This window comes from Pseudomonas sp. NPDC090208, from assembly GCF_044746785.1.
In the GTDB taxonomy this organism is placed as follows: Bacteria; Pseudomonadota; Gammaproteobacteria; order Pseudomonadales; family Pseudomonadaceae; genus Aquipseudomonas.
In genome coordinates this window covers 110,123-134,833 of record NZ_JBIVCU010000003.1, presented here as the reverse complement: position 1 = coordinate 134,833, position 24,711 = coordinate 110,123, and the positions used below count along the sequence as shown (strand labels likewise).

Annotated in this window: 23 protein-coding genes; 13 read left to right on the top strand and 10 right to left on the bottom strand. The window is 61.7% G+C overall.

The genetic code is table 11. The features are described from left to right. Positions 1–67 precede the first annotated feature (67 nt). The gene (locus ACIPL0_RS06375) at positions 68–757 is read right to left on the bottom strand and encodes an N-acetylmuramoyl-L-alanine amidase (protein ID WP_400595811.1); all 690 of its coding nucleotides are present in this window, start codon (positions 755–757) and stop codon (positions 68–70) included. A 302-nt stretch (positions 758–1,059) separates the two neighbouring features. On the opposite strand from ACIPL0_RS06375, the gene ACIPL0_RS06370 reads away from it, so the two are divergent. Next, positions 1,060–2,355: a patatin-like phospholipase family protein gene (locus ACIPL0_RS06370; protein ID WP_400595813.1), complete on the top strand. Its 1,296-nt coding sequence runs from the start codon at positions 1,060–1,062 to the stop codon at positions 2,353–2,355. Beyond that, a complete protein-coding gene (locus tag ACIPL0_RS06365; protein ID WP_400595815.1) occupies positions 2,340–4,022 on the top strand; it encodes a hypothetical protein in 1,683 nt (560 codons plus the stop codon). Before ACIPL0_RS06370 ends, ACIPL0_RS06365 begins: the two co-directional genes overlap by 16 nt. Here ACIPL0_RS06365 and ACIPL0_RS06360 read toward each other — a convergent pair. Further along, a complete protein-coding gene (locus ACIPL0_RS06360; RefSeq protein WP_400595817.1) occupies positions 4,019–4,870 on the bottom strand; it encodes a cupin domain-containing protein in 852 nt (283 codons plus the stop codon). The genes ACIPL0_RS06365 and ACIPL0_RS06360 overlap by 4 nt on opposite strands. 75 nt (positions 4,871–4,945) lie before the next feature. Here ACIPL0_RS06360 and ACIPL0_RS06355 point away from each other — a divergent pair, with 75 nt between their 5' ends. The 6 genes from ACIPL0_RS06355 to ACIPL0_RS06330 all read left to right on the top strand — a co-directional run bounded on the left by ACIPL0_RS06355 (position 4,946) and on the right by ACIPL0_RS06330 (position 10,646). Further along, positions 4,946–5,101 carry a hypothetical protein gene (locus ACIPL0_RS06355; protein WP_400595819.1) on the top strand — a complete coding sequence of 52 codons (156 nt, stop codon included), beginning with the start codon at positions 4,946–4,948 and terminating at the stop codon, positions 5,099–5,101. Between the two features lie 122 nt (positions 5,102–5,223). Further along, positions 5,224–5,721 (top strand): YkgB family protein, encoded by a 498-nt coding sequence (locus tag ACIPL0_RS06350; RefSeq protein ID WP_400595821.1) that lies wholly within the window; start codon positions 5,224–5,226, stop codon positions 5,719–5,721. A gap of 126 nt (positions 5,722–5,847) precedes the next feature. Next, complete coding sequence (locus tag ACIPL0_RS06345) at positions 5,848–6,738, top strand: LysR family transcriptional regulator (protein WP_400595823.1); 891 nt, start codon at positions 5,848–5,850, stop codon at positions 6,736–6,738. Between the two features lie 432 nt (positions 6,739–7,170). After that, positions 7,171–7,893, top strand: coding sequence for a helix-turn-helix transcriptional regulator (locus tag ACIPL0_RS06340; RefSeq protein ID WP_400595825.1), 723 nt, complete (start codon positions 7,171–7,173; stop codon positions 7,891–7,893). A 111-nt stretch (positions 7,894–8,004) separates the two neighbouring features. After that, complete coding sequence (locus tag ACIPL0_RS06335; protein ID WP_400595827.1) at positions 8,005–8,385, top strand: RidA family protein; 381 nt, start codon at positions 8,005–8,007, stop codon at positions 8,383–8,385. Between the two features lie 266 nt (positions 8,386–8,651). Continuing rightward, positions 8,652–10,646 carry a U32 family peptidase gene (locus ACIPL0_RS06330; protein WP_400595829.1) on the top strand — a complete coding sequence of 665 codons (1,995 nt, stop codon included), beginning with the start codon at positions 8,652–8,654 and terminating at the stop codon, positions 10,644–10,646. Positions 10,647–10,774: 128 nt separating this feature from the next. On the opposite strand, the gene ACIPL0_RS06325 is transcribed toward ACIPL0_RS06330, so the two are convergent. From ACIPL0_RS06325 to ACIPL0_RS06310, 4 genes are read right to left on the bottom strand one after another with little or no spacing between them, the layout of a single operon-like run. Beyond that, a complete protein-coding gene (locus tag ACIPL0_RS06325) occupies positions 10,775–11,905 on the bottom strand; it encodes an ABC transporter ATP-binding protein (RefSeq protein ID WP_400595831.1) in 1,131 nt (376 codons plus the stop codon). After that, complete coding sequence (locus tag ACIPL0_RS06320) at positions 11,898–12,698, bottom strand: ABC transporter permease (protein WP_400595833.1); 801 nt, start codon at positions 12,696–12,698, stop codon at positions 11,898–11,900. The genes ACIPL0_RS06325 and ACIPL0_RS06320 overlap by 8 nt, the downstream gene beginning before the upstream one ends. Beyond that, positions 12,695–13,627, bottom strand: a complete 933-nt coding sequence (locus ACIPL0_RS06315; protein WP_400595835.1) for an ABC transporter permease — start codon at positions 13,625–13,627, stop codon at positions 12,695–12,697. Before ACIPL0_RS06315 ends, ACIPL0_RS06320 begins: the two co-directional genes overlap by 4 nt. A gap of 23 nt (positions 13,628–13,650) precedes the next feature. Next, positions 13,651–14,778: an extracellular solute-binding protein gene (locus ACIPL0_RS06310; RefSeq protein ID WP_400595837.1), complete on the bottom strand. Its 1,128-nt coding sequence runs from the start codon at positions 14,776–14,778 to the stop codon at positions 13,651–13,653. Positions 14,779–15,117: 339 nt separating this feature from the next. Here ACIPL0_RS06310 and ACIPL0_RS06305 point away from each other — a divergent pair, with 339 nt between their 5' ends. The 3 genes from ACIPL0_RS06305 (at position 15,118) to ACIPL0_RS06295 (ending at position 18,859) form a co-directional block, all read left to right on the top strand. Next, entirely contained in the window at positions 15,118–15,927 is an 810-nt protein-coding gene (locus tag ACIPL0_RS06305; protein ID WP_400595839.1) for a creatininase, read from the top strand. Positions 15,928–16,121: 194 nt separating this feature from the next. Beyond that, positions 16,122–17,501, top strand: coding sequence for a GABA permease (gabP, locus tag ACIPL0_RS06300; RefSeq protein WP_400595841.1), 1,380 nt, complete (start codon positions 16,122–16,124; stop codon positions 17,499–17,501). 341 nt (positions 17,502–17,842) lie between these two features. Further along, positions 17,843–18,859: a GlxA family transcriptional regulator gene (locus ACIPL0_RS06295; protein WP_400595843.1), complete on the top strand. Its 1,017-nt coding sequence runs from the start codon at positions 17,843–17,845 to the stop codon at positions 18,857–18,859. Positions 18,860–18,997: 138 nt separating this feature from the next. Here ACIPL0_RS06295 and ACIPL0_RS06290 read toward each other — a convergent pair whose 3' ends face one another. The 3 genes from ACIPL0_RS06290 to ACIPL0_RS06280 all read right to left on the bottom strand — a co-directional run bounded on the left by ACIPL0_RS06290 (position 18,998) and on the right by ACIPL0_RS06280 (position 22,233). Continuing rightward, positions 18,998–20,326 carry an MFS transporter gene (locus tag ACIPL0_RS06290; RefSeq protein ID WP_400595845.1) on the bottom strand — a complete coding sequence of 443 codons (1,329 nt, stop codon included), beginning with the start codon at positions 20,324–20,326 and terminating at the stop codon, positions 18,998–19,000. 122 nt (positions 20,327–20,448) lie between these two features. Beyond that, entirely contained in the window at positions 20,449–21,660 is a 1,212-nt protein-coding gene (locus ACIPL0_RS06285) for a M24 family metallopeptidase (protein WP_400731337.1), read from the bottom strand. 228 nt (positions 21,661–21,888) lie between these two features. Beyond that, the gene (locus ACIPL0_RS06280; protein WP_400595849.1) at positions 21,889–22,233 is read right to left on the bottom strand and encodes a hypothetical protein; all 345 of its coding nucleotides are present in this window, start codon (positions 22,231–22,233) and stop codon (positions 21,889–21,891) included. A gap of 225 nt (positions 22,234–22,458) precedes the next feature. On the opposite strand from ACIPL0_RS06280, the gene ACIPL0_RS06275 reads away from it, so the two are divergent. Beyond that, the gene (locus ACIPL0_RS06275) at positions 22,459–23,028 is read left to right on the top strand and encodes a GNAT family N-acetyltransferase (protein ID WP_400595851.1); all 570 of its coding nucleotides are present in this window, start codon (positions 22,459–22,461) and stop codon (positions 23,026–23,028) included. Between the two features lie 291 nt (positions 23,029–23,319). Here ACIPL0_RS06275 and ACIPL0_RS06270 read toward each other — a convergent pair whose 3' ends face one another. Continuing rightward, positions 23,320–23,649, bottom strand: coding sequence for a hypothetical protein (locus tag ACIPL0_RS06270; protein WP_400595853.1), 330 nt, complete (start codon positions 23,647–23,649; stop codon positions 23,320–23,322). 286 nt (positions 23,650–23,935) lie between these two features. Between ACIPL0_RS06270 and pcsA the strand changes: the two genes are divergently transcribed. Then, positions 23,936–24,655, top strand: coding sequence for a phosphatidylcholine synthase (pcsA, locus tag ACIPL0_RS06265; RefSeq protein WP_400595855.1), 720 nt, complete (start codon positions 23,936–23,938; stop codon positions 24,653–24,655). Positions 24,656–24,711: the final 56 nt, after the last annotated feature.

The window sequence follows — 24,711 nt, the reverse complement described above, 5'->3', positions numbered from 1 at the left end:
GGCCCTGCCTGAGAAGACACAAATGAGAGTGATTCTAATTTGTACAATCTCAGGAAACCAAGCCTTTTTAGTGACGTTCAAGGTGAGCGGTGTCGGTCTTGCTCGTCCATTTCCAGATCCAGCGGCGCAAACGCAACAGTGGCGGGTTCGGCAAGGCCGAGTGGCTCAGCACCATTTCCTTGAATACCGGCCAGGGAAACTGGCTGCCGGGGTCGCCCCTGCGCACCGGGTCGAGGTGCGCATGGGACACCACATGGCGCAGATTGGGGTATTTCGCCCAGGCGTACAGCACGACTCTTGCGGTGGCCACCACTTGCCAGTCCGAAAACGGGTCGCGGTAGTCGTCATTCTCCTGGGTGTTGACGATCTCGATGCCCAGGCTACGGTCATTGACGACAGGGCCTTCACCGAGAACGGTCTTGCGCACATCGATGACATCGCGCACCTGCAGCGCCGCGTTGACTTCCGCCAGCGTGGCCCAGATGAACTGCCCGTGCTGGGGTTCGTTCTTGCCGGGCACGATCCAGTGCGCGCTGACCTCTTTCCTGCGCCAGGCATCAAGCGCGTACGGGGTGCTGTCGCCAGCGGTGCAATGAATGACCAGCGTATCGACGATGTCGAGGGCATCCCTGCCTCGGGGCCGCGAGCAGTTCTGGTTCAGCCAGCTGTAGTCCTTGTGCATCTCTTCGGTGAGCGCAGAACAATCGGGGCGCTTGTCCGTCGGCAGGTTGAAGTAGTAATCCGTGGCGTCAGGCATGCATCCAACTCCCTGTTGGCAAGCGCAGCAAACTGCGCGGTCTGTCTGATGACGTGATTGACCGGTTCGCGGGGACTGCAGGCCGGATGGCACGACCAAAATCCGTTTTGGGTCGCGTTTCAGCATAGCCGAGGCTGGCAAACGCATGGATCCGAGCCTACAGTTCTCAACGGTTGTAGCCATTCATGAAGGAGACTTCATCCTCGCTCGGGTAGTCGTGCGGATCATCGTGCAGGAAGTCAGGGAACGGATAAGTCAGCACTGCGCCAACGCGCTGATTTGCAGACAGGGAGGCCTATCCCATGCCCACCAATACCCCCAGTGACGATATTGCCGTTGCCGCGACGGACTCCACCGGCAAGAAAACCCATCCGCTGACCACGCTGCAAAGCGTTCTGAATCAGGAAGCGCTGGCGCTGGCGAGAAATCCGGATTCCATTTTTCACCCCTCCAGAGCCGGCAACGAAGGCATCGCGGACATCGGCACCCCCAGCCACCGCCACAACGGTGTTGACGACAGCGCTGACACCCAGACTGACGGCGAAGCACTACGCAGCAGCCGCGCCTCCATCGGACTGGCCCTGTCCGGCGGCGGCATCCGCAGCGCCACATTTTCCCTTGGTGTACTGCAGGCATTGGCGAGCCGCCGCAAGCTGGCCTCGTTCGATTACCTGTCCACGGTGTCTGGTGGCGGCTATATCGGCAGCTGGCTGAGCGCCTGGATTCAGCGGGCCGGGATGGCCGAGGTGCAGAACAGTCTGGCCAGTGCGGCCAATATCGCGACCTCGGACACCCCGGTGTCCGCCGAACCGGCCGAGCTGGTCTGGCTGCGCCGCTACAGCAACTACCTGACGCCTCATGTCGGCATCCTGTCCATGGACACGCTGACCTTGCTGGCGACCTGGCTGCGCAACGTGACCTTGAACCTGATCATCCTGCTGGCGTTCTTCGCCTTGCTGTTCACCGCGCCCTACGGGTTGCTGCTGGGCTTCAAAACCCTCCTGCCTTACGCATCGCAGGCCGGCTATTTCGCGGCGTGGTTCGGCCTGGTGTTCATCGCCGGCATTGGCCTGAATCTGTGGCTACAGGGCGTCCATTTTCTGTGGCGCCCCAATCGCTTGCCCACCCGGCTTGGGCAGGTGCTCAAGTGGCAGACATCCACTCCCGGCGTCGTGCTGACGGTCATCGTGCCCGGCATTATTGCCGCCGTCTGTGCAGTGGTCTGGTGGGCTGAAACCAAGCCAGGCTGGGGCGATGCCCTGCCGGTCCTGAGTTACCTCGCCGGGCTGTTGCTGTGTCTGCTGGTGTTATGGGTACTCGCCGAACTGGCCAGTCGCAAGCCTTGGCTGCTGACACTCAAAGAGGCGCTGATCCAGAGCATGGCGGGCGGCGTGGCGCTGCTGGTCGGGCTGCTGCTCATTGCCGGCGCCGGCTCTCTGCTGCGCAAAAATGCCAGTGCCTTTTCTGAATACGACATCGCGCTGTTGTGCCTGGGGCTGCCGGTGTTCCTCATCGTGCTGGGCCTCACCACCACGGTGTTCACCGGCATGGTCGGGCGCGCCTATTTCGAGCGCAGCCGCGAATGGTGGAGCGACTGAACGCCTGGCTGATCATGATCGGTGCCGGTTGGGCCGTCTGGTGCCTGTTGACGTTTTTCTCGCTGCCGTCTCTGCAATGGCTGTACGCCAATATCGGCGGCTGGATTTCCCTGATCGCGACCAGTTGGGTCGGATCGCTGATCGCCTCCCTGTTTCTGCGCAGGCCCGAATCGGCCTCGATCCGCAAACAGGAACGCATCGAGTTTTACCTGAACCTGGCGTCGACGGTGTTCGTGCTGGGGTTGGTTTTTCTCGCGGCTGCGGCCACCCAGAACGTCCTGTTTGCCTTCGCTCCGGCGGGCGCAAACGCGGAAACGATCGAATGGGTGATGTCCGGTCACACCGAATTCGCCAACCTGCCGTTCTTTCTCGTCGCCATGGCGGCGCTGCTGGGTGTCGCCGTGTTGTTTGCCTGGCGAGTCGACATCAACAAGTTTTCTCTGCACAACATGTACAAGAACCGCTTGGTGCGCTGCTATCTGGGCGCCAGCCATCAGAACGAACGCAACGAACAGCCTTTCGTGGGGCTGGACGACAACGATGACCTGCCGCTGCATACCCTGGGCGGGGACGAAGAGAAGGGCATACCGCCGCAAGTGCCGCTGCACATCATCAACACCACGATGAACCTCACCCAGGGCGGGCATCTGGCCTGGCAGGAGCGCAAGGCGGCGTCCTTTGTGTTTACCCCGCTCTACTGCGGCTACTCCCTGGGGCGCACCCAGGGCGACACCACTTCACTGCAGTTCGGCGCCGCTGCCGGGCCCGGCTATCGCCCGACGGCCGGGTATGCCGCCAATGACCTGGAGGAAAAGGGCTTCACCCTCGGCATGGCGCTGGCGACCTCGGGTGCGGCGGTCAGCCCCAACATGGGCCGCGCCAGCAAACCGATGCTGGCGTTCGTGCTGACCCTGTTCAACATTCGTCTGGGTCGCTGGAGCCCGAACCCCGCCCAGGCCGACTGGTTTCTACCCAGCCCGCGTTTCGGCCTGCTGGCGCTGTTGTCCGAACTGCTGGGCTGGAGCGACGAACGCAGCGCCTATGTGTATCTCTCCGACGGTGGCCATTTCGACAATCTGGGGCTTTACGAACTGGTGCGCCGACGCTGCGCGGTAATCGTTGCGGTCGACGCCACCGCCGATGATCAGCGGGAAATGAGCGACCTGGCCGATACCGTGCGCAAATGCCGGGTGGATCTGGGCGTGGACATCGAATTCAGCGGGCTGAACGATTTTCGCGGTGGCAACCTGCGGCTCTGCAAGTCCGGCTATCTGATCGGCGATATCCGTTACGACGCGACCACGACCGGCAAACTGGTTCTGATCAAGCCGGGCATGGCGCAGGCCTACGACGAACCTGCGGACGTGTTGAACTACGCGATTCAGAACCCGACCTTCCCCCACCAGACCACGGTCGATCAGTTTTTCGACGAGAGCCAGTTTGAAAGTTTCCGTCGTCTGGGCAAGAAGCTGGGCGATCAATGCTTCGACGATCCGCAAGTCAGCATGCTCTTGCCTGCGCGCACACCTGGCCCGTTCCGGCCGAAGCCGGTGGGTACGATCAGGCAATCGGCGCCTGTCGCGGGGAACCTGGGGGCGCTGCTGGGCTGGATGAAACGGCCAAAACAACCGGGCCCACAGGACGAGCCTCAGATCGGCCACGTTTAGGCAGCGCCGGAGCCGGCCACTCCCCTGCTCTGCGCCGCTTTCATCCAGTCCCGCGGGTTCAGGCCGGCCTTGCGCCGGAACGCCCGGGCCAGCGCGGACGGGCTTTCGTAGCCCACCTGCTCGGCGATCAGCGCCATGGGCCGGCCTTCGCGTAACAGCTTTTGCGCCAGGCTGACCCGCCAGCTGAGCAGGTAGTCGGCCGGGGTCTGGCCGATGACGTCCTTGAAATGCGCGGCGTAGCTTGCCCGCGACATGTTCGACTCGCGGGCCAGGTCAGACACCGACCAGGGCTGCTGCGGCTGGTCATGGACTTTCACCAGCGAACGCGCCAGGCGCGCATCGGCAAGGCCGGCCATCATTCCCGAGTCGAGGGTGTGGTTGTCGAGCAGGTAACGAAACAGCTGGATGACGATCAGCTCGAACAACCGGTCCAGTGCCGCGTCGCGCCCGCAATGGTCGCCCGCCGCTTCGACGAACAGCCATTGCACGGCGTCCGCCAACATCGGCAGCTCGTCCAGCGCCAGCACGATCATGTCGGGCAACGAGGCCGCCAGCGGGTTACTGCCGCCACCGGCAAACTCCAGCGAAGCGCACTGCAATCGGGCGCCGTGGGTGTCGGCAGCGATCAGCCGGTGCCGGCTCGGCCTGGGGATGAAGATCAGGCTGGGTCGAGTCAGGTCCTTGACCGGGCGGCCATCGACCTCCAGGCGCAGGTTGCCTTCCTGCAACAGGTGGATGTTGCCGCGCTGATCGGCACCGTCGAACAGCGACGTTCCGCACAGCTCGCCGCTGTAGAAAAGATTCGCGCGCACCCCGAACAACGACAACAAGGTAGACAAACGGTCCATAGGCTCACCTGCTTTAGACGATTTGCAGCATTTTATCGACTAATTGATCCCAAAGCGATCACTTCCGGTTGCATCATGATCCCACTGAAGCGCACACCGCGCATCACCACTGGAGAAATCATCATGCTGCGTATGACCGCACTTGCACCTGCTCCTGAAAGCATCGCCGAAAGCGCTTCTCTCTTGGCGACTGATGCTCTTGAACACGCTGCTGCCATTAACTCGTTTTAACCAACCCTTTAACTAAGACACGGGCAAGTCGGGCAAAAACCGCACGTTTTCGAAATGACGTGGCAGGTGATTCCGCTAAGCTGGCCCAAGCCGTCAAATTCCATACCCGTCCGGAGAAAGTCATGGCTACCTACACCTCTGAAACTTCCCAACTGCTCAATAAAGAGTTGGGCGCGCGTATTACTCGTTTTGGCACTCACGCCCTCTTTTTTGCAATGACCGTGATCTACCTGTGGTTCGGCGGCATGAAATTCACCGGGTATGAAGCCAACGGCATTCACGGTTTTGTCAGCAACAGTCCACTGTTGTCGTGGATGTATAACTTCATGAGCCTGATGGGCTTCTCTTACTTCCTCGGTGTACTGGAAATCGCCATTGGCGTACTGATTGCGGCCCGCCTGTTTTCGCCGAAGTTTTCCCTTGTGGGCGGTGCGCTGTCGGCAGGCCTGTTCCTCACCACGCTGTCGTTCATGCTGACCACGCCAGGTGTGTTCGAGCCGTCCCTGGGCTTCCCGGCAATCTCGGTCGTGCCCGGCCAGTTCCTGCTCAAGGACCTCGGTCTGCTGGCGGTGTCGATCTTCATCGTCGGCAGCTCCATCACCGCATTGGAACAGGAATGACCGCTTGCCTGCACTGAGTGCTCCGGTGCAGCCGGCGTCCCTGATTCCCTTTGGCTGGGCGTGACAGTGGTTACTGTTTCGCTCAGCCTTTTTTTGCCACGCAACAAGGCTCGATCCGAATAGCGCATGAATGCACTGCTGATGACCTACAAACTCTTCGCCAGAGTCGCCCGGCACAAGAGTTTTTCAATCGCCGCCAAGGAAGTCGGCCTCGCGCAATCCTCCGTTTCACGCACCATCGCGGCGCTGGAAAGCGAGCTGGGCGTACGGCTGTTCCTGCGCACCACCCGTGCCGTGGAGCTGACTGAAACGGGCCAGATGTACCTGCAGCGCATCGAACCCCTGATTGCCCAGCTGGAAGAAGCCAACCAGGCGGTCAAGGGCAACGGCGAGCTGTCCGGCACCCTGCGCATCGGCCTGACGTCGGGCATGGCCCTGCGCGAAGTGCTGCCGATGCTGTCGGCGTTCGTCGACAGGCACCCGACCCTCAACGTCAATCTGATCCTCGACGATGCGCGCCAGGACCTGATCAAGGAAGGCGTGGACGTCGCCATTCGCTGCGGCCCGCTGGCGGATTCGACGGCCACCACGCGCGTCATCGGAACCACCCGCCGCGTTCTGGTGGCGTCCCCTGATTACCTGAAGCGCAACGGCACGCCGTCCACGCCCCATGATCTGGCGCGTCACGCGATCATCGCCGGGCCGCCCGGAGCAACGTCCGGCATCTGGAATTTCGCCAGAGACGCCCAGCAGCTGTCGGTGCGGATCGAGCCGAAGTTTGCCGTCAACATCAACGACGTGGCGATGGGCGCGGCCGTTCAGGGGCTGGGCATCACCATGACCAGTTGCTGGGCCTGCAAGCGCGAAGTGGCCGACGGCAGCCTGGTGCGCATTCTCGATGACTGGACGCTGGCGGCGGTGAAGATGTACGCCGTGTTCCCGGCCGGCCTGGCGTCGAAACCGGCCGCCCGGGCGTTCGTCGAATACTTCATGAAACAGGGCGTGCTCGGTCAATAGGGTCTGTAGGCACAGAGCGCCGTTCTTGTGGGAGCGAATTCATTCGCGATGAGGCAGGTACTACAGACAGAGATTCGCCGCTTGAAACACCGTTTCGCGAATGAATCCGCTCCCACGGTCAAGTACGTCATTAGCGTCTAAAAGAGGATTTAAAGATTAATGCGCATGACGGATTAATCTTATCCCGGATGTACGGCTAGTCGTGCAATCCGGAATCGTTGACTATTTGTCGGAGCGTTTAGCGCCTGCATGACGTCAACTTTCAAATGCCCGGATCATTATGTCTCGTCTGCCTTACCTGAAGCCTGTTGGTATTGAATGAACAGTCATTCAAACCCCACCGCTACAACCTGTCTGTCACCCTTCGCCAGAATATTAAAAAACAGTACGCCACAGCACTATCACTCTTTATCGGGCACCGTGGTAATCGTGATGTTTCTCAGCGACTACGGCGAACTGTCATTCAGTGGTGCAGGTGGCAACGGTACGTCGAATATCGAGTACGGCAGCAGTTTCATCCTGCGCGGCGGCGATCAGGCGATTCGGGTCGCCTGGGCAGAACCCAACGATTTCGTCGAAATCACCCTGGCAGACGACTTCTTCGCCGAGGTCTGTGCCACCTTGCCGATCAAGCGACAACCATCCCGGGACCTGCTTTGCCGATTCGGTGCCGAAGCGGACTTCGCCCTGCTGGCCACTCGCCTGGCGCAGAGGCTCGAAAGCGAAGGCGACGGGATCTTCAACCATCCGTTGCACTGCCCGGCCACGGCACGCTTCATCGTCGCGATGATGCTGCGGGACAAGCGCGCCGACGGCATGCCGACACGGCAGTTGTCCGACTTGCGTTACAGCAAGGTCGCCCTTCACATCGAAAGAAGGCTCGCTTTGCCCATACCGGTGGGCGAACTGGCCGACATCGCGTCGCAGAGCCCTTACCACTTCACCCGCACGTTCAAGGCGCGCACCGGGCAGTCGCCCCACGCCTACATCCTGGAGCGTCGGCTGCGGCGTGCTGAATACCTGCTGGCGGAAACCCGTACCCGCCTGACGCAGATCTCGCAGGAGTGCGGTTTCAGCTCGCAGTCGCACTTCAACGCCACGTTCAAGCGCCACGTCGGCATGACGCCCGGTCAGTATCGCGAGCTGGGCGTCTGAACCCAGGCACAATCCGCCGCCCGGGTTGCACGGCGCGGGTCGGCCACGTTTAATGCCACTCCCTGCGTGGCCGGCCCCGGCCATCGCACTCTTTTCCGACCAGGAGGTCCCGTGGCCAACCAAGACATTACTTACATCCCCGATCCCGACGCCGACTCCATTTCCTCCGATGTGACCGGCTTCAACGGCATCCTGATGTCCACCCAGGTGCCGACCCGTGCCGATGGCAGCCTGGAACTGGGCGATATCACCGCACAAAGCGAATGCACCTTGCAGGCGCTGAAAGTCGCGCTGGAAAAGGCTGGCAGTTCCATGGACCGGGTGATGCACCTGACCATCTACCTGACCGACATGGCCGACCGCGCCGCCTTCAACGAGGTGTACAAGCGCTTCTTCGCCAAACCATGGCCGGTGCGTGCTGCGGTGGGCGTGGCAGCGCTGGCAGTGGCAGGCATGCGGGTGGAAGTCACGGCGATGGCGGCGAAGGGCTGAAAGCAGCAAATGCCCCGGCTTTGATTCTGGCCGAAGGCCGTGGGAGGGAGCCCTGCTCGCGAAAGCGTTCGATCAGTCGACGAAGCGGTGTCTGATAGGACGCCTTCGCGAGCAGGGCTCCCTCCCACAGGGTTCGCGTCCGGTCAGACATCGGTGTTTGGGGGGCAATGGTGCATGTTCAGGCCATCGGGCAGGCCACGGGTGCCGTGCGGGCGTTTCGCCGGTACAATGCGCGCCTTGACCGTGACCATGCCGACTAAAAAAACATGTCCTTGCCCAAACATCATCTGGAATTGCTCAGCCCTGCCCGCGACGTGGCCATTGCCCGCGAGGCCATTCTCCATGGCGCTGACGCAATCTACATCGGCGGCCCGAGCTTCGGCGCGCGCCACAACGCCTGCAACGAGGTGAGCGATATCGCCGAGCTGGTGGAGTTCGCCCACCGTTACCACGCCCGCGTGTTCACCACGATCAACACCATCCTGCACGACAACGAACTGGAACCGGCGCGCAAGCTGATTCACCAGCTCTACGATGCCGGCGTCGACGCGCTGATCGTTCAGGACCTCGGCGTGATGGAGCTGGACATTCCGCCCATCGAACTGCACGCCAGTACCCAGACCGACATCCGCACCCTGGCCCGGGCCAAGTTTCTCGATCAGGCCGGTTTCTCCCAACTGGTGCTGGCCCGTGAGCTGAACCTGCAGGAAATCCGCGCCATCGCCGACGAAACCGACGCGGCGATCGAATTCTTCATTCACGGGGCGTTGTGCGTGGCCTTCTCCGGCCAGTGCAACATTTCCCACGCGCAGACCGGCCGCAGCGCCAACCGCGGCGACTGCTCCCAGGCCTGCCGTCTGCCGTACACCCTGAAAGACGATCAGGGCCGTGTCGTCGCTTATGAAAAACACTTGCTGTCGATGAAGGACAATAACCAGAGCGCCAACATCCGCGCACTGGTGGAAGCCGGCGTGCGTTCGTTCAAGATCGAAGGCCGCTACAAAGACATGGGCTATGTGAAGAACATCACTGCCTATTACCGTCAGTTGCTCGACAACGTGCTCGAAGACCGCCCGGACCTGGCCCGCGCCTCCAGCGGCCGAACCGCGCATTTCTTCGTGCCGGACCCGGACAAGACCTTCCACCGTGGCAGTACCGACTACTTCGTCAGCGAGCGCAAGGTCGACATCGGCGCGTTCGACTCGCCGACCTTCACCGGCCTGTCGGTGGGCGTGGTCGAGAAAGTCGGCAAGCGCGACCTGCAAGTGGTGACCCACGAGCCGCTGTCCAACGGTGACGGCCTCAATGTGCTGATCAAGCGCGAAGTGGTCGGTTTCCGCGCCAACATCGCCGAGCCCAAGGGCGAATTTGAAGAAGACGGCGAGAAACGCTACCGCTACCGTGTCGAACCCAACGAGATGCCGGCCGACCTGTACAAGGCGCGCCCGAACCATCCGTTGAACCGCAACCTGGACCACAACTGGCAACAGGCATTGCAGAAGACATCGGCAGAGCGTCGTATCGGCCTGTCGTGGAAAGCCACCCTGCGCGAAGAGCGTCTGCACCTGAGCGTCACCAGTGAAGAAGGCGTCAGCGCCGATGTCACCCTGGAAGGTCCGTTCGGTCCGGCCAACAAGCCGGAACAGGCGCTGGAGCAACTGCGCGACCTGCTCGGCCAACTGGGTACCACGCAGTACCACGCCACCGACATCAAGCTGGATGCACCGCAGGCATTCTTCATCCCCAACTCGCAGCTCAAGGCCCTGCGCCGCGAAGCCATCGAGGCGCTGACCACAGCCCGTGTTGCCGTTCACCCGCGCGGTGGGCGCAAGGCGGAAACCAGCCCGCCGCCGGTGTACCCGGACTCGCACCTGTCGTTCCTGGCCAACGTCTACAACCAGAAGGCCCGCGATTTCTATCACCGTCACGGCGTCGAGCTGATCGATGCGGCGTACGAGGCCCATGAAGAAACCGGTGAAGTGCCGGTGATGATCACCAAGCACTGCCTGCGTTTCTCCTTCAACCTGTGCCCGAAACAGGCCAAGGGCGTCACCGGCGTACGCACCAAGGTCGCGCCGATGCAGTTGATTCATGGCGATGAAGTGCTGACCCTGAAGTTCGACTGCAAACCCTGCGAAATGCATGTGATCGGCAAGATGAAGGGCCACATCCTCGACCTGCCGCAACCGGGCAGCGTGCCGGTGGTGGGTCACATCAGCCCTGCCGACCTGTTGAAGACCATCCCTCGCGCGCCACATTGATGGCCCACGCATGCCCGTTGTAGGAGTGAGCTTGCTCGCGATAGCGTTCTGTCAGTTGACGCATACTTTTCAGACAGATTGCGATCGCGAGCAAGCTCACTCCTACAGGGTGTGGTGGCACGACCCATTCAACCGCGCAACACCAGCGCTCGCGCCGCATCCCATTCGGCAAAGATCATCTGCCCGTCGAGCAGCCCCAGACGGCTGTATTCCTCGTAGGGTTTCTGCACCTGCAATTCCAGGCCGTCGCCACTTTCCAGGTACAGATTGACCATCGAACCGTTGAACTCCTCGCCCACCACGCGACACGCCACATGGTTCTGCCGGGTCGGTTGCAGGGTCAGGTCGATGTGTTCGGCACTGATGCAGACCGTGACCTGATCGCCGAACGTCACGGGCCGTGCATCGGCGCGGCGTGCCAGAAACTCGCCGCTGGCGGTGGTCAACTGCACCAGGCCGTTGGCGTCATGGCCGCTGACTGTGCCACTGAGGATGTTCTTGCCGCCGACGAACTCGGCGACGAAACGGTTCTGCGGTTCCAGGAAAATGTCGCGCGGAGTGCCGACCTGCTCCACCCTGCCCTTGCTCATGATCACCACGCGGTCGGCCATGGCGAAGGCTTCCGACTGGCTGTGGGTGACGTACACGAAGGTGATGCCCAGATCCTTCTGCAAGCCGCTCAACACCCCCTGCATGCGCACACTCAGGTGCGCATCAAGGGCGCTCAGCGGTTCGTCGAGCAACAGCATCGGCGGCTCGGTCACCAGTGAGCGGGCCAGCGCCACCCGCTGCCGCTGGCCGCCGGACAGCAGGCTGATGTCACGGCTGGCGAACTCCTGCAGGCCCAGACGCTCCAGCCATTCCAGTGCCTTCTTGCGCCGGGCGGCCTTGGCCATGCCACGCATGCGGAGCCCGAACTCGACGTTTTCCTGCACATTGAGAAACGGAAACAGCGCCAGGTTCTGCCACACCAAAGGCGTCTCGCGCTGCCAGGAATACAGATCGTTGATGCGTTCGCCATTGAGGCGGATTTCGCCCTCGCTGGGTTTGTCGAGCCCGGCCAGCATGCGCAGCGTCGTGGTCTTGCCACAGCCGCTGGAGCCCATAATGGCGACGAACTCGCCTTTGTGGATGTCCAGGTTCATGCGCTCGACGGCTACATAGCTGCCGAAATGCTTGACCACGTTATCGAATACCACCAGCGGTTGATTCATGGGGGAGCCCTGCAAATGAGTGTGACGGTCAAGGGAGTCAGGCATGGCTGGGCGCCTTCTGGCGGCGCATCAGCAGCAACTGCGCAACGGTCACCAGGGTCATGGTGGCGACGAACACGATGGAACCGATGGCGTTGATGGTCGGGCTGACCTGGCCTTGCAGAGTGTTGAGGATGCGCACCGGCACGGTTTCCTCCAGCCCCGAGACAAACCAGGCCACGGCGAACTCGTCGAACGACACCGCCATGGTCACGAACAGCGCAGCCAGCAGACTGGGCGCGGTGAACGGCAGGATCACCCAGCGCATCGCCTGCCACTGGCTCGCACCGAGGTTCCAGGCGGCGGCTTCGATGTTCGGGTCCATCTGCGCCAGATGCATGCGGATCACCGCCATGGCGAACGGCGCACACATGACGATGTGGCTGATCATCACCGCGTAGATATCGCCGGACAGGCCGACACGCGACAGAAACGCCAGCATCGCCAGGCCCATGATCACCACCGGAATGGTCGGCGGCAGCATCGCCAGCGCCATGTACAGCGATTTGCCGAAGAACCGGTAGCGGTAGTCGGTGTACGCCGCCGTGAACCCCAGCACGGTCGAGCCCAGAGACACCACCACACCCACCGTCAGGCTGTTGCGAAACGCCTGCCACACGGCTGGATCGGCAGCGATGGCTTCGTACCAGCGCAGACTGAAACCGCCCAACGGCAACGAGGGAAAGCGGTCGGCATTCAGGGAAAACACGAAGCTGCCGACAATCGGCGTGAAAATGAACACGAACACCAGCAGCACAAACGCGCGCAACAACAGGTTGATCAAACGGTGCTCGTTCATGAACGCCTCCGGTAGGCAAAACGCACGGCGGCGAAGGCGACCACCAGCAGGGTCACGATCATCATCGTTGCGATCACCGCGGCCCGTGGCCATTGCTGGCCGGATTTGGTGGTGTCGGTGATCAGCGTGCTCAGGGTCGGCGGCTGACCGCCGCCCAGATACAGTGGGCTGACGAAGTCGCCGAAGGTCAGGATGAAACAGAACAGCGCCGCCACCACGATGCCGATCCGTGCAGCGGGAATGACGACCAGCCACACCGTTCGCAGCCGCCCGGCACCGAGGTTGTGGGCGGCTTCGATCAGCGAGCGGTCCAGATACAGCAGGCTGAACAGCTGCAACAGCACCACCAGCGGCAGGCACAGGGTGAAGTAACCGACGAAAGTGCCGAACGTGCTGTTGAGCATCGGCACGGGTCCCCAGCCGACGGCGGCCAGTGCGGCATTGACGATGCCGTTGTCGCTGAGAAACACCTGCCATGAATAGGCCCGCACCAGATAACTGGTGAAGAACGGTGTGACCAGCAACAGCAACAGCCAGCGCCGGGCCGATTCGCGAAACTTGAAGGCAATCGCGTAAGCGCAGGGAAACGCCACCAGACTGACCAGCACGGTAGCCCCCAGCGCCATGCTCAGGGTGTGCGCGTAGGCGTCCCAGAAAAAACCGCGCCCCAGCATGTATTGCCAGTTCAGCCACTCGAACGCCGGCAGCATGCGGAAATTGCGCACCTGCCAGAAACTGATCGCCAGCAGAAACAGCAGCGGCGCCAGGAAAAACAGCACCTGCCAGGCGAACATCGGCAACGACAGGCTCAGGCCATACACCGGTAGCCGTACACGGCGTTTGCGGTTCGATACCGAGCCGTTCGGCAGAGATTCGGTGTCATTGGCCGCCGGCATGGGCAGCGGCCCTTTCAATTTGTCAGACATCATCCGCATTCCCTCCCCGCGCCGGTTCATGCGCCCTTGTACTGCGACCAGAAGTCGTTCCACTCTTCCAGGCCCTGCTGTACCGGCAGTGCGCGGTACTGGATGCGGCCGTCGCGGATGTCATCCATGACATTGCGCTGGCCGATCACCATGCCCTGACGCTGCGCTTCGGCCAGATCGGTGCGGTTCAGCAGCTCCCAGCCGCGCTTGTTGGGGATCAGCGCCGGATAGGCCGCCATCTTCGCCGACTTCACCTGGCCTTCCGGCGAGGTGATGTACTGGATGAACTTCTTCGCCAGTTCCGGGCTGCGGGCCTTGCGCGCGATGCAATACGACTCGGTCCATTGCAGGCCGCCTTCCTCCGGAATCACCGTCTTGACCGGGGCCCCGGCACGCTGCAATACGCCGGTGATCCAGTCACCGATGCCGCACATGGCGTGGATCTGGCCGTTTTTCAGCGAAGAGAACGTGCCGCCGTAGTCGAAGAATCCGCCGACCTGCCCGCGCAGGCTCAGGGTCTTGTCGCGGACCTGTTGCCAGGGGGCGGCGTCGATGTCGTAGGGCTTTTTGTTGCCGCTGAGCAGGCTGATCTGGCCGAGGTTCGGCAAGTGCCAGTCGAAATGGCCGACCTTGCCCTTGAGACTGTCTTCCCAGAACAGGTTGTAACTGCGCACGCGGCTTTCCGGGATCAGCTGGGTATTGAAGGCAATGCCCAGAAAACCGAAGCGGATCAGCACCGAATACAGCTTGTCGCCCTGCCAGTGGCCGGGGAAATGCTGGAATTCGGGGTAGAAGTCGTCGAACGGGTAATCCGCCGGGTCCAGCTGTTCGATGTATTCAGCGGCGTTGAGCTGCTGCACGTATTCGGCGTCGGACAGGATCAGGTCGAAGGTGCCGGGCGGCGACTGGGCGATCAGGCCGAGCATGTTGTCGCCGCCGGTGTAGTACTTGGCGCGGACCTTGACCCCGTGCTGACGCTCGAAGTCGGCGACGATGTCCGGCTCGGCGTGGCCGGCCCAGGCCAGAATCACCAGCTCCTTTTCAGCGGCGGCCATGCTGCGCAGCGGCAGCAGGCCGGACAGCGCCGCCGTGCCCGCCAGTACGCTGCTGCCTTTTAGAAAGGTACGACGTGAAAGCTCGAAGCGCTTGCTCATGGGTGTCTCCCCGACTGATCGAAAGGTGTCCCGCTGCGTCGTTTCCCTGACCCGCGTTTGCGGCCTCATGGCCATGCGTCCCTGTCGAGGCGATTGCAGCAGATCGCCATCCGGTTTTTTTGTGTAAATCCGACCTGCAGTTTTCCCCATCCGCCCCGTTCATCCGCGCCGACAGCAGCGCGATAGAGCGCCCCATGGCAAACAGCGGTATTGCCAACTGGAGGTCGGAAATAGACAACTCAAGGTCGTTTCGATCTGATCGAATCGCTGCATGGGGTACGGCACCGGCAAACGGAGCCGCGCCATGACAGACAGCAGAACAAAGGGGGGAAACACCCTGTGAACCACAGCGTGATGATTGGTGAACTGACCTGGCCGGACTATGCGCGGCGGGTCAAGAGCGGCGGCCCGGTGTTCCTGCCGGTGGGTGCGCTGGAACAGCACGGCCACCACATGTGCATGGAGGTCGATGTGCTGTTGCCCACCGCCCTGTGCAAGGCGGTGGCGCAGAACGTCGACGGGCTGGTCCTGCCGGCGCTGGCCTATGGCTACAAGTCACAGCAGAAGTCCGGCGGCGGTAACCACTTTCCCGGCACCACCAGCCTGGATGGCGCCACCCTGACCCGCACCGTGCAGGACATCATCCGCGAACTGGCCCGTCACGGTGCCCGCCGACTGGTGTTGATGAACGGCCACTACGAGAACTCGATGTTCGTCGTCGAAGGCATCGACCTGGCCCTGCGTGAGTTGCGCTATGCCGGTATCGAAGATTTCCGGGTGGTGGTCCTGTCCTACTGGGACTTCGTCAACGACCCGGCGGTGATCGACAAACTCTACCCGGAAGGTTTTCTCGGCTGGGACATCGAACACGGCGGCGTCTTCGAGACGTCGCTGATGCTGGCCCTGCACCCGGAAAAGGTCGACCTGAGCCGCGCCGTCGACCATCCGCCGGCGAAATTCCCGCCTTACGACGTGTTCCCGATCATCCCCGAACGCACCCCGGCCTGCGGCACGCTGTCCTCGCCCAAGGGCGCCAGCCGGGAAAAAGGCGAACTGATTTTGCAGGTCTGTGTCAGCGGGATCAGCGCCGCGGTGCGCGAGGCGTTCAACCTCGCGGATGGCTACAGCGAATCGGTGCCGAATCTGTAGGAGCGCGCTTGCCCGCGATAGCTGTGTGTCAGACAGCATCGCAGCGTCTGGTCGGACGCATTCGCGGGCAAGCCCGCTCCCACAGGGGCTTGGCTTGGGTTGCGGCCAAACCGGCCTCTCGCGAATGAATTCGCTCCCACAGAGGGCATGCGTCACTGCGGATGCTTGCTTACAACAATAAAAAGGATCACTCCATGTCCAGCAGTTCCAGTCTTTCCCCAGGTCTCAAACAGCGTCATGTCACCATGCTGTCGATTGCCGGCGCGATCGGCGCCGGTCTGTTCATCGGTTCCGGGCACGCCATTGCGGCGGCAGGCCCGGCAGCGATTCTCGCCTACATCCTGTCCGGCACCCTGGTGGTGCTGGTGATGCGCATGCTTGGCGAGATGGCCGTTGCCTCACCGGACACAGGTTCCTTTTCAACGTATGCCGAGCGGGCATTGGGCCGTACCGCCGGGTTCACCATCGGCTGGCTGTACTGGTGGTTCTGGGTGTTGGTGATCCCCATCGAAGCGATTGCCGCGGCGGCGATTCTGCATGCGTGGTTTCCGGCCGTTGAAACCTGGCAGTTCGCCCTGGCGGTGACCGGTCTGCTGACCCTGACCAACCTGTTCAGCGTGGCCCGTTATGGCGAGTTCGAATTCTGGTTCGCCATGCTCAAGGTCATTGCCGTGCTGGGCTTCATTGCCCTCGGTGCCATCGCCCTGGCCGGCGGCCTGCCGCAAACCAGCGTCAGCGGCGTGCTGAGCCTCAGCCGCGATTTCGGCGGTTTCATGCCCAATGGCATGAGCGCGGTGGTCGGTGCCATGCTGACCACGGTGTTCAGCTTCATGGGCACCGAGATCGTCACCATTGCCGCCGCCGAATCGAAGAACCCGTCGAGGCAGATCACCCGCGCCACTAATTCGGTGGTCTGGCGCATGGGCATTTTCTACATCGTCTCGGTGTTTCTGATCATCTCCATCGTGCCGTGGAATGACCCGATGCTGGTGCAGGTCGGTTCCTACCAACGGGCGCTGGAGCTGATGAACGTGCCCCACGCCAAACTGATCGTCGATATCGTGGTGCTGATCGCCGTTGCCAGCTGCCTGAACTCGGCCATTTATACCGCCTCACGGATGGTCTACTCGCTGGGCAAACGCGGCGACGGACCACGCATGCTGCAACGCACCTCGGCCAACGGTGTGCCTGTCGTGGCGGTAATCGCCAGTACGGCGGTGGGCTTTCTGACCACGGCGCTGAACTACTTCGCTCCGGAACAGGTGTTTTCCTTCCTGCTGGCCAGCTCCGGCGCCGTGGCCCTCTTGGTGTACCTGGTGATTGCGCTGTCGCAATTGCTGCTGCGCAAACGGATGGAAGCCGACGGCACGCCGATTGCCTTCAGGATGTGGCTGTTTCCGGGGCTCAGCTATCTGGTGATCGCCTCCATCACCGGGATTCTGGCGGTGATGCTGATCCTGCCCGAGCACCGCATGGAAGTGATTGCCACCGGCGCCCTGGCCCTGTCGGTCGTGTGCATGAGCGCGATCTTCTCCGGTCGCCGGCAAGCCGTGCAGCGCACCGAAACGGCCTGAGTGGCACAAGGTTTCACCTCTTTCCGGCCGCTTCTCACCACGGAGCTGGCCGGTTTTTTTATGGAGCAGTTCACAAACCTCTCTGTAGGAGCTGGCTTGTCCTGCGAGCTGGCGCGAAGCGGCAGTAAAACCGGAGAACGCGGTATTCCTGATAATCCGCGTTCTCCGGTTCTACGACGACTTCGTCGCCGCTCGCAGGACAAGCCAGCTCCTACAACGAGCGCGGTATACGCCAACAAAGCGGCAGCGTCATACATCCGGGGTGTAAGCTCTCCTGCAACACCCCGAAACCCAATGGCGCACTCTTGCGTCTTTTTTCGTGCAGATGAGGAGCGGTATCGATGGCGGAATTGAAGGCGCCGATCCCCACTGCGGGCACTTCGGCCAAGGAACACCCACCTGTGAAGACCATCGGTTTTCTGATCATCCCCAATTTCACCACCATCGGCTTTGCCTCTGCGGTGGAAACCCTGCGCATGGCTAACCTGGCGGCGCGCAGGACGATGTTCCAGACCCTGATCATCGCCGCGACCATGGACCCGGTCCCTGCCAGCAATGGCATGCGCGTGTTGCCGGACCATTCGATTGCCGACGCACCGAAGCTGGACATGCTGTTCGTGGTCGGCTCCAACCCGATCGTGTCCGACCACAGCACCCGCCCCCTGCTCAACTGGCTGCGCAAACTGGCCCACGATCAGGTGCCGCTGGGCGGGATCTGCACCGGCAGCCACCTGCTGGCCCGCGCCGAACTGCTCAAGGGCTATCGCTGCACGATTCACTGGGAAGACATCGAAGCGCTGAAAGAGCGCTTCCCCGGCATCATCATTTCCAACCAGTTGTTCGAGCTCGACCGAGATCGCTACACCTGCTCCGGCGGCGTGGCGTCGATGGACATGACCCTGCAGCTGATCGCCCGCGAACCCGGCGGCCGCGACATTGCCGCCCATGCCGCCGAATTGCTGCTGTGTGACCGGGTCCGGGGTGCCCAGGAGCGTCAGCGCGTGCCGTTGCGGCAGAAGCTGGGCACCTCGCAGCCCAAACTCAGCCAGATCGTCGCGATCATGGAAGCCAATCTGGAAGAGCCGATGAGCCTGGAAGAGCTGGCGAGCCTGAATGAAGTGTCGGTGCGGCAACTGGAGCGGCTGTTTCACAAGCACCTGCAGCGCACGCCGAGTCAGTACTACCTGGAACTGCGCCTGTCACGGGCGCGACAGTTGTTGCTGCGCAGCGAGTCCCAGGTGCGTGACATCGCCCTGGCCTGCGGCTTTGTTTCGCCAGCGCATTTTTCCAAGTGCTACAGCCGGTTCTTCGGGGTTTCGCCGATGGGTGAACGCAAGCAGGTGGCGTCGGTGCATTAAGCGGCGATGTGCGAATCCTGTAGGAGCCGGCTTGCTGGCGAAAGCGTTGTGTCAGCCACCCTGATGTCGGCTGAAACCATGCGTTCGCCAGCAAGCCGGCTCCTACAGGGATTCGCGTGATGCGATGCGTATCCGTGTTTAATCCTGCAACGCCTTGTGCGCCGTCTCGCGGCTGGCGAGCATGGCGATCAACGCCACCACCGCTGCAGCCAGCAGATACCAGGCCGGGGCCAGCTTGTTGCCGGTCAGGTGTATCAGCCAGGTCGCAATAAACGGTGCCGTACCGCCAAACAGCGCATTGGCCAGGTTGAAGCTGAAGGCAAATCCGCTGAAACGCACCCGGGTCGGAAAGATCTCGGCAAGGAAGCACGGCAGCGTGCCGTCGTTCATTGCCAGCATCGCGCCGAACAGGATCTGGATCGCCAGAATCATCAGCAACGGCTGTTGATCGAGCAGACCGAACAGCGGCAGCGTCAAGCCGAGAAATAGCACCGAGGCGATCAGCAGCATGGTCTTGCGTCCAAGACGGTCCGACAGCGCGCCCATCAGAAAGATCAGGCCGATGTAGGTCGCCAGCGACACCGTCGAGGCGAGGAACGAATCCCCTTCACTCATGCCCATTTCAGTGGAGAGATAAGTCGGCATGTAGCTGAGCAGCAGGTAAAACGCCACTGCGTTGAGGCAGGTCACGCCGATGCCGATCAGCAAGCTGCGCCGATGCTGGGTGAGCAGCTCACGCACCGGCGCTTGCTGGCCGCCCTCCTTCTCTTCGAGACGCTTTTCCATTTCCAGAAACTTGGGCGTGTCCTGCAGGCTCATGCGGATATAACGACCGACCAGTCCAAATGGCGCTGCCAGCAGAAACGGCAGGCGCCAGCCCCAGCTGCTGAGGTCTTCGACACTCAGCCAGGCGTGCAGGCCGGCAACGAACAACGCACCGAACAGCAGGCCCGCCGCCGTGCTTGCCGGCACGATGCTGGTGTACAGGCCGCGTTTGCCTTTCGGCGCGTATTCGGCCAGAAACGCTGCAGCGCCTGCGTACTCGCCCGAGGCGGAAAAACCCTGGAACAGGCGAATCAGCAACAGCAGCGCCGGCGCCCACAACCCGATCTGCTGATAACCCGGCAACAGGCCGATGCAGAACGTCGACACCGACATGATCAGAATCGACCAGGACAAGGCGCTGCGCCGGCCGTAACGGTCACCGAAATGCCCCCACACCAGCCCGCCCAGCGGCCGGACGATGAAGGAAATGGCGAATACCGCAAAGGTGGCCAGAAGTCCGCTGGTCTTGTCAGTCTGCGGAAAGAAGATCAGCGCGATGACCGTCGCCAGGTAGCCATAGGCGGCGTAATCGAACCATTCGACGAAATTGCCCATGAAACTGGCGCTGGCGGCGCGACGCAGGGCGTTGCGTTCGGCGCCTTGTTCGTATGCGTGGTGCACGGTGGTGCCTGGAATCGTCATGACGGATACCCTCTATTGTTGTACTTGGCAGGGTGAAAAGTCAGAAATGGCTGCGTGTCTGAGCGCGCATGCCGAAGGCGTGAAGCGAAAACGCCGCACGGTCGGCCCGTGCGGCGTCTGGCTTATTTCTTGATGATGTTGTGTTCCGGGCCGTACGGGAACTTGGTGATGTTCTCGCCGCCGTGCTCGTTGACGATGAGGATGTCGTGCTCACGGTAGCCGCCGGCACCCGGCAGGCCTTCCGGCAGCATGATCATCGGTTCGATGGAGACCACCATGCCCGGCTCCAGCACCGTGTCGATGTCTTCGCGCAGCTCCAGCCCGGCCTCGCGACCATAGTAGTGGCTCAAGGTACCGAACGAGTGGCCGTAGCCGAAGGTGCGGTATTGCAGCAGGTCGTGCTCCAGGAAAATCTCGTTCAATTGCTCGGCGATGTCGCAGCAACGCATGCCCGGTTTGATCAGTTTCAGGCCGGCCTCATGCACCTTGACGTTGACCTCCCACAGACGCAAATGCTCGTCGGAACAGTGATCGAGGAACAGCGTGCGCTCCAGCGCCGTGTAGTAACCGGCGATCATCGGGAAGCAGTTGAGGCTGAGGATGTCACCCTTGCTGACCTTGCGCGAGGTCACCGGGTTGTGCGCGCCGTCGGTGTTGATGCCGGACTGGAACCAGGTCCAAGTGTCCATCAGCTCCGAGTCGGGGAAGGTCTTGGCGATTTCTCGAACCATCGCCTGAGTGGCGTGCAGCGCCACTTCGTATTCCGGCACCTGATCACGCAGCGCCTCGACGATGGCCGCGCCGCCGACATCGGCAATGCGTGCGCCCTGACGGATGATCGCGTGTTCTTCGGCGGATTTGATCATGCGCATGCGCATGCACGGCGCAGCGATGTCCACCAACTCGGCCTGTGGGTAGCGGCTGGCCAGCTTGTCGCGGTTGAGCAGGTTCAAGTGGTCGAACTCGATGCCGATGCGCCCGGCTTTCGGCAGTGCCTGCTGGATAGCAGCGAAGTAGTTGTCGCGCTGCCAGTCGGTGTAGACGATGTTGTCGCCGCTCACGGTGCGGCGCCATGGCTGGCCGCCATCGATGTTGGCGCTGATCGACACCACGTTGTCCTGGGTCACCACCAGCGCATAAGGGCGGCCGAACGAGCAGTAGAGGAAATCGCTGTAGTAATTGATGTTGTGGTACGAGGTGAAGACTGCGGCGTCGATGTTGTTCTGTGCCAGGTGTGCGCGCAGTTTCGCCTGACGATTGGCATATTCCTGGGCGGAGAACGTCGGTTTGACCTTTTCGCCGTTCTTGATCTGGATGGTTTTCGGCATTTGCATGTCTTCATTCCTTCAGTGATTGAGCAACAGGGGGCGCCGTTTGACTGGCCCGCTGGAGATCATTCGAACAGAAGGACGCGGTGCTTTTTTGCGTGAATCCGACCTGTAATTGACTGGATCCGCTGCTGGCTAAATCGTCTCAGCACAAAAAACAGAATGCCCCCGGCAAACGCTGTGCAAGCCGCTTGGCGGGGGCATTGAGAAACGGGGTGAGAGAATCGCGGGGAGTCAGTGCAGATGCTGAGAGGAGGCGTGGGTTTCTTCGGCGAGCAATTCGAGCATCAACCGGCGCACGGTCTGCGGGCGAACACTGGCCAGGTGCATCATCACGTCGAACGGCTGCGCCGGGTCCAGCGGCTGAGTCGCCATGGTGATGCCGTTGCTGGCCTTCAGCGGATGGCCGCGCTGGCTCAGCATCTGCCATTCGCACACGGTCTGACCGGCACGCTCGTTGGCCAGACGCAACGGTTCCAGGGCGCTGGCCAGTGCATAGAAGTCGAAGGCGTCGCTCAGCCAGAAGCCGATGCGCAGCACCTTGACCGGTGTGGGCCGAACGTCAGTCCGTTGCAACATGCGCGCTCTCCTGGTGCACCGTCGGATGAAGGCTGATTGTCGGTGCAATGCCCGCACGGGACGTGTCTGAAGTCGACCTGCGATTGTCCGTCCGTACCGCCCGCAGTGCAGTCCCGGCCCCATAACGACGGCCACCGGCCCGATTGCGACGCGGCGCTTTGGCGCGCTGCCACGGGGCTTTTTTCCACGCTATAACAGGCGCCCGTTGTTCATGGAGCCTTGCCAATGAGTGTCGAGTTTCGTCCGGCCACGCGCGCCGACGCACGTGAAATCGCCCGCCTGTTCCAGATCACCTCGGAAGGTGCTTCGGACTACATCTGGAGCCAGCTGGCCGAGCCCGGTGAGGAATTGCTGGCTGTTGGTACCCGCCGTTATGCCCGTGACGAGGTGGATTTTTCTTACCAGAACTGCCTGATCGCCGAAGCCCACGGCGAAGTCATCGGCATGATGCACAGCTATGCGATGCGCGAAGATCCCGATCCGTCGCCCGCCACCGATCCGGTGCTGGCGCCCTACGCCGACATGGAAATCGCCGACACCCTGTACATCTCCAGCCTGGCGTTGCACGAAGGCTGGCGCAACAAGGGCCTGGGCCTGAGTTTTCTGCAACACGCGCAGGAGCGGGCCAATGCCATGGGGCTGCAAGGGTTGAGCCTGATCGACTACGCCGCCAACACCGGCGCCCGGCGGTTCTATGAGCGCCACGGCTTCAGCATCGTCAAGACCTGCCAGATCGTCCCGCACCCGATGATTCGGGTGACCGGCGAGGCGTATCTGATGCATCGCCCCTCCTGAAGCGGCCACACCATCCTGTGGGAGGGAGCCCTGCCCGCGAATACATCAGACCTGACACTGCCATGTTGACTGACCCAACGCCTTCGCGAGCAGAGCTCCCTCCCACGGTTTCGTGGTGTGAGGTACATCTCGGCCCGACACCATCCCGTAGGAGCGCGCTTGCCCGCGATCGCGTCAACTCAGTCACAACCGTGTTGACTGACCCAACGCCTTCGCGAGCAGAGCTCCCTCCCACGGCCTTAGGCCACAATCGACGGCGGACGGCACGCATCGATCCGTAGCAGTCCGGCTTCAGCGCCGCGCCAGTTCATGCTTGATACAGCCCTCGTAATACACCTGCTTGACACTGGCAGGTCCAAGCCGCGACGGGCTGTCGTAGGTCTGTTCGGTAATCCCCAGCGCGCTCATGCGCATCCACTGCTGGGGAAAGTGCCTGGACTGGATCTTTTTCCGCGCCCCGTAAAGGGTCAGCCCGGAAAGCTTGTACTGTTGCGCGGTGCCGGCAATCCCGGCACCCCAGCTGCAAATATCCCGTTCGTTCTTGTTGGGCTCCCGCGCCAGTGCGGTGGAAGAAGCACCTGCGAGGACGCATAACGTCAGCACAACCTTGATAATTCGCATGCAGTTCCTTGCGTAAATGGCTGAAAGTGTTGCGATTCTGCCGAGTGTTTCAAAACCTGTGGGCCAGCATAATGCCTTCTTTCGCCGACAACCGACCAATGACACCCACACCGCCCCGGCACTTCACAATTGAGTAACGAAAGCCTGCTCCGCCTGCTACCTTGTAAAGGTCGATGGTGAACCTTATCCGCCGATTCCCGGTCGATAGTTGCACCTCTGGTCAGGTCTGTCGTTCGCGGTTTTCGATGCGACGATCTGACTGGCTTCATCTCCAGAAGGACCGTCCATGATTCCAATTCAACGTGTTGCCTGGCTCAAAGCATGGGGCGCCCATGGTTTTACGGCCACCGGTGTAGTGCTGGCCTTTTTGGCGACCATCGCCCTGCTCGATAATCAACCCAAAGCCTGCCTGTTGTGGCTGGGCATTGCCCTGATCGTGGACGGCGTTGACGGCTCACTGGCGCGCAAGGTCAATGTGCAGTCGGTGCTGCCCAACTTCGATGGTTCGGTGCTGGACCTGGTCATCGATTACCTCACCTACGTATTCATCCCTGCCCTGTTCATCTACCGCTACATTCCGCTGCCCGACTACACCCTGCTGCTGACCATTTCGATCATGCTGGTGTCGTCGCTGTTCTGCTTCTGCAACGTCGAAATGAAAAGCAAGGACAACTATTTCCAGGGCTTCCCCGCCGCCTGGAACGTCGTCGCGCTGTGCGTGTACATTCTCTCGCCCGCGCCGTGGCTGACTTTCGTCACCGTCATCTGTCTGGCACTGCTGACTGTGACCCGGATGAAATTCCTCCACCCGTTCCGCGTGCGCCGCTTCATGCCGATCAACATCGCCGTGACCAGCGTCTGGTTCCTCTGCAGTTTCCTGCTGGTGCTCAACCATCCGTACATCAGCTCTGTGGTGCTGGTGGTGTGGCTGGCGATGTCGGCCTATTTCCTGGGCATCTGCATCTGGCGCACGTCGCTGGAGTGGATCGACAAGTCGCGGATCTGACTCTTTCGGAAGACTGCGCGGTGCAGCTTCTGTTTCTGGCCGAAGGCCGTGGGAGG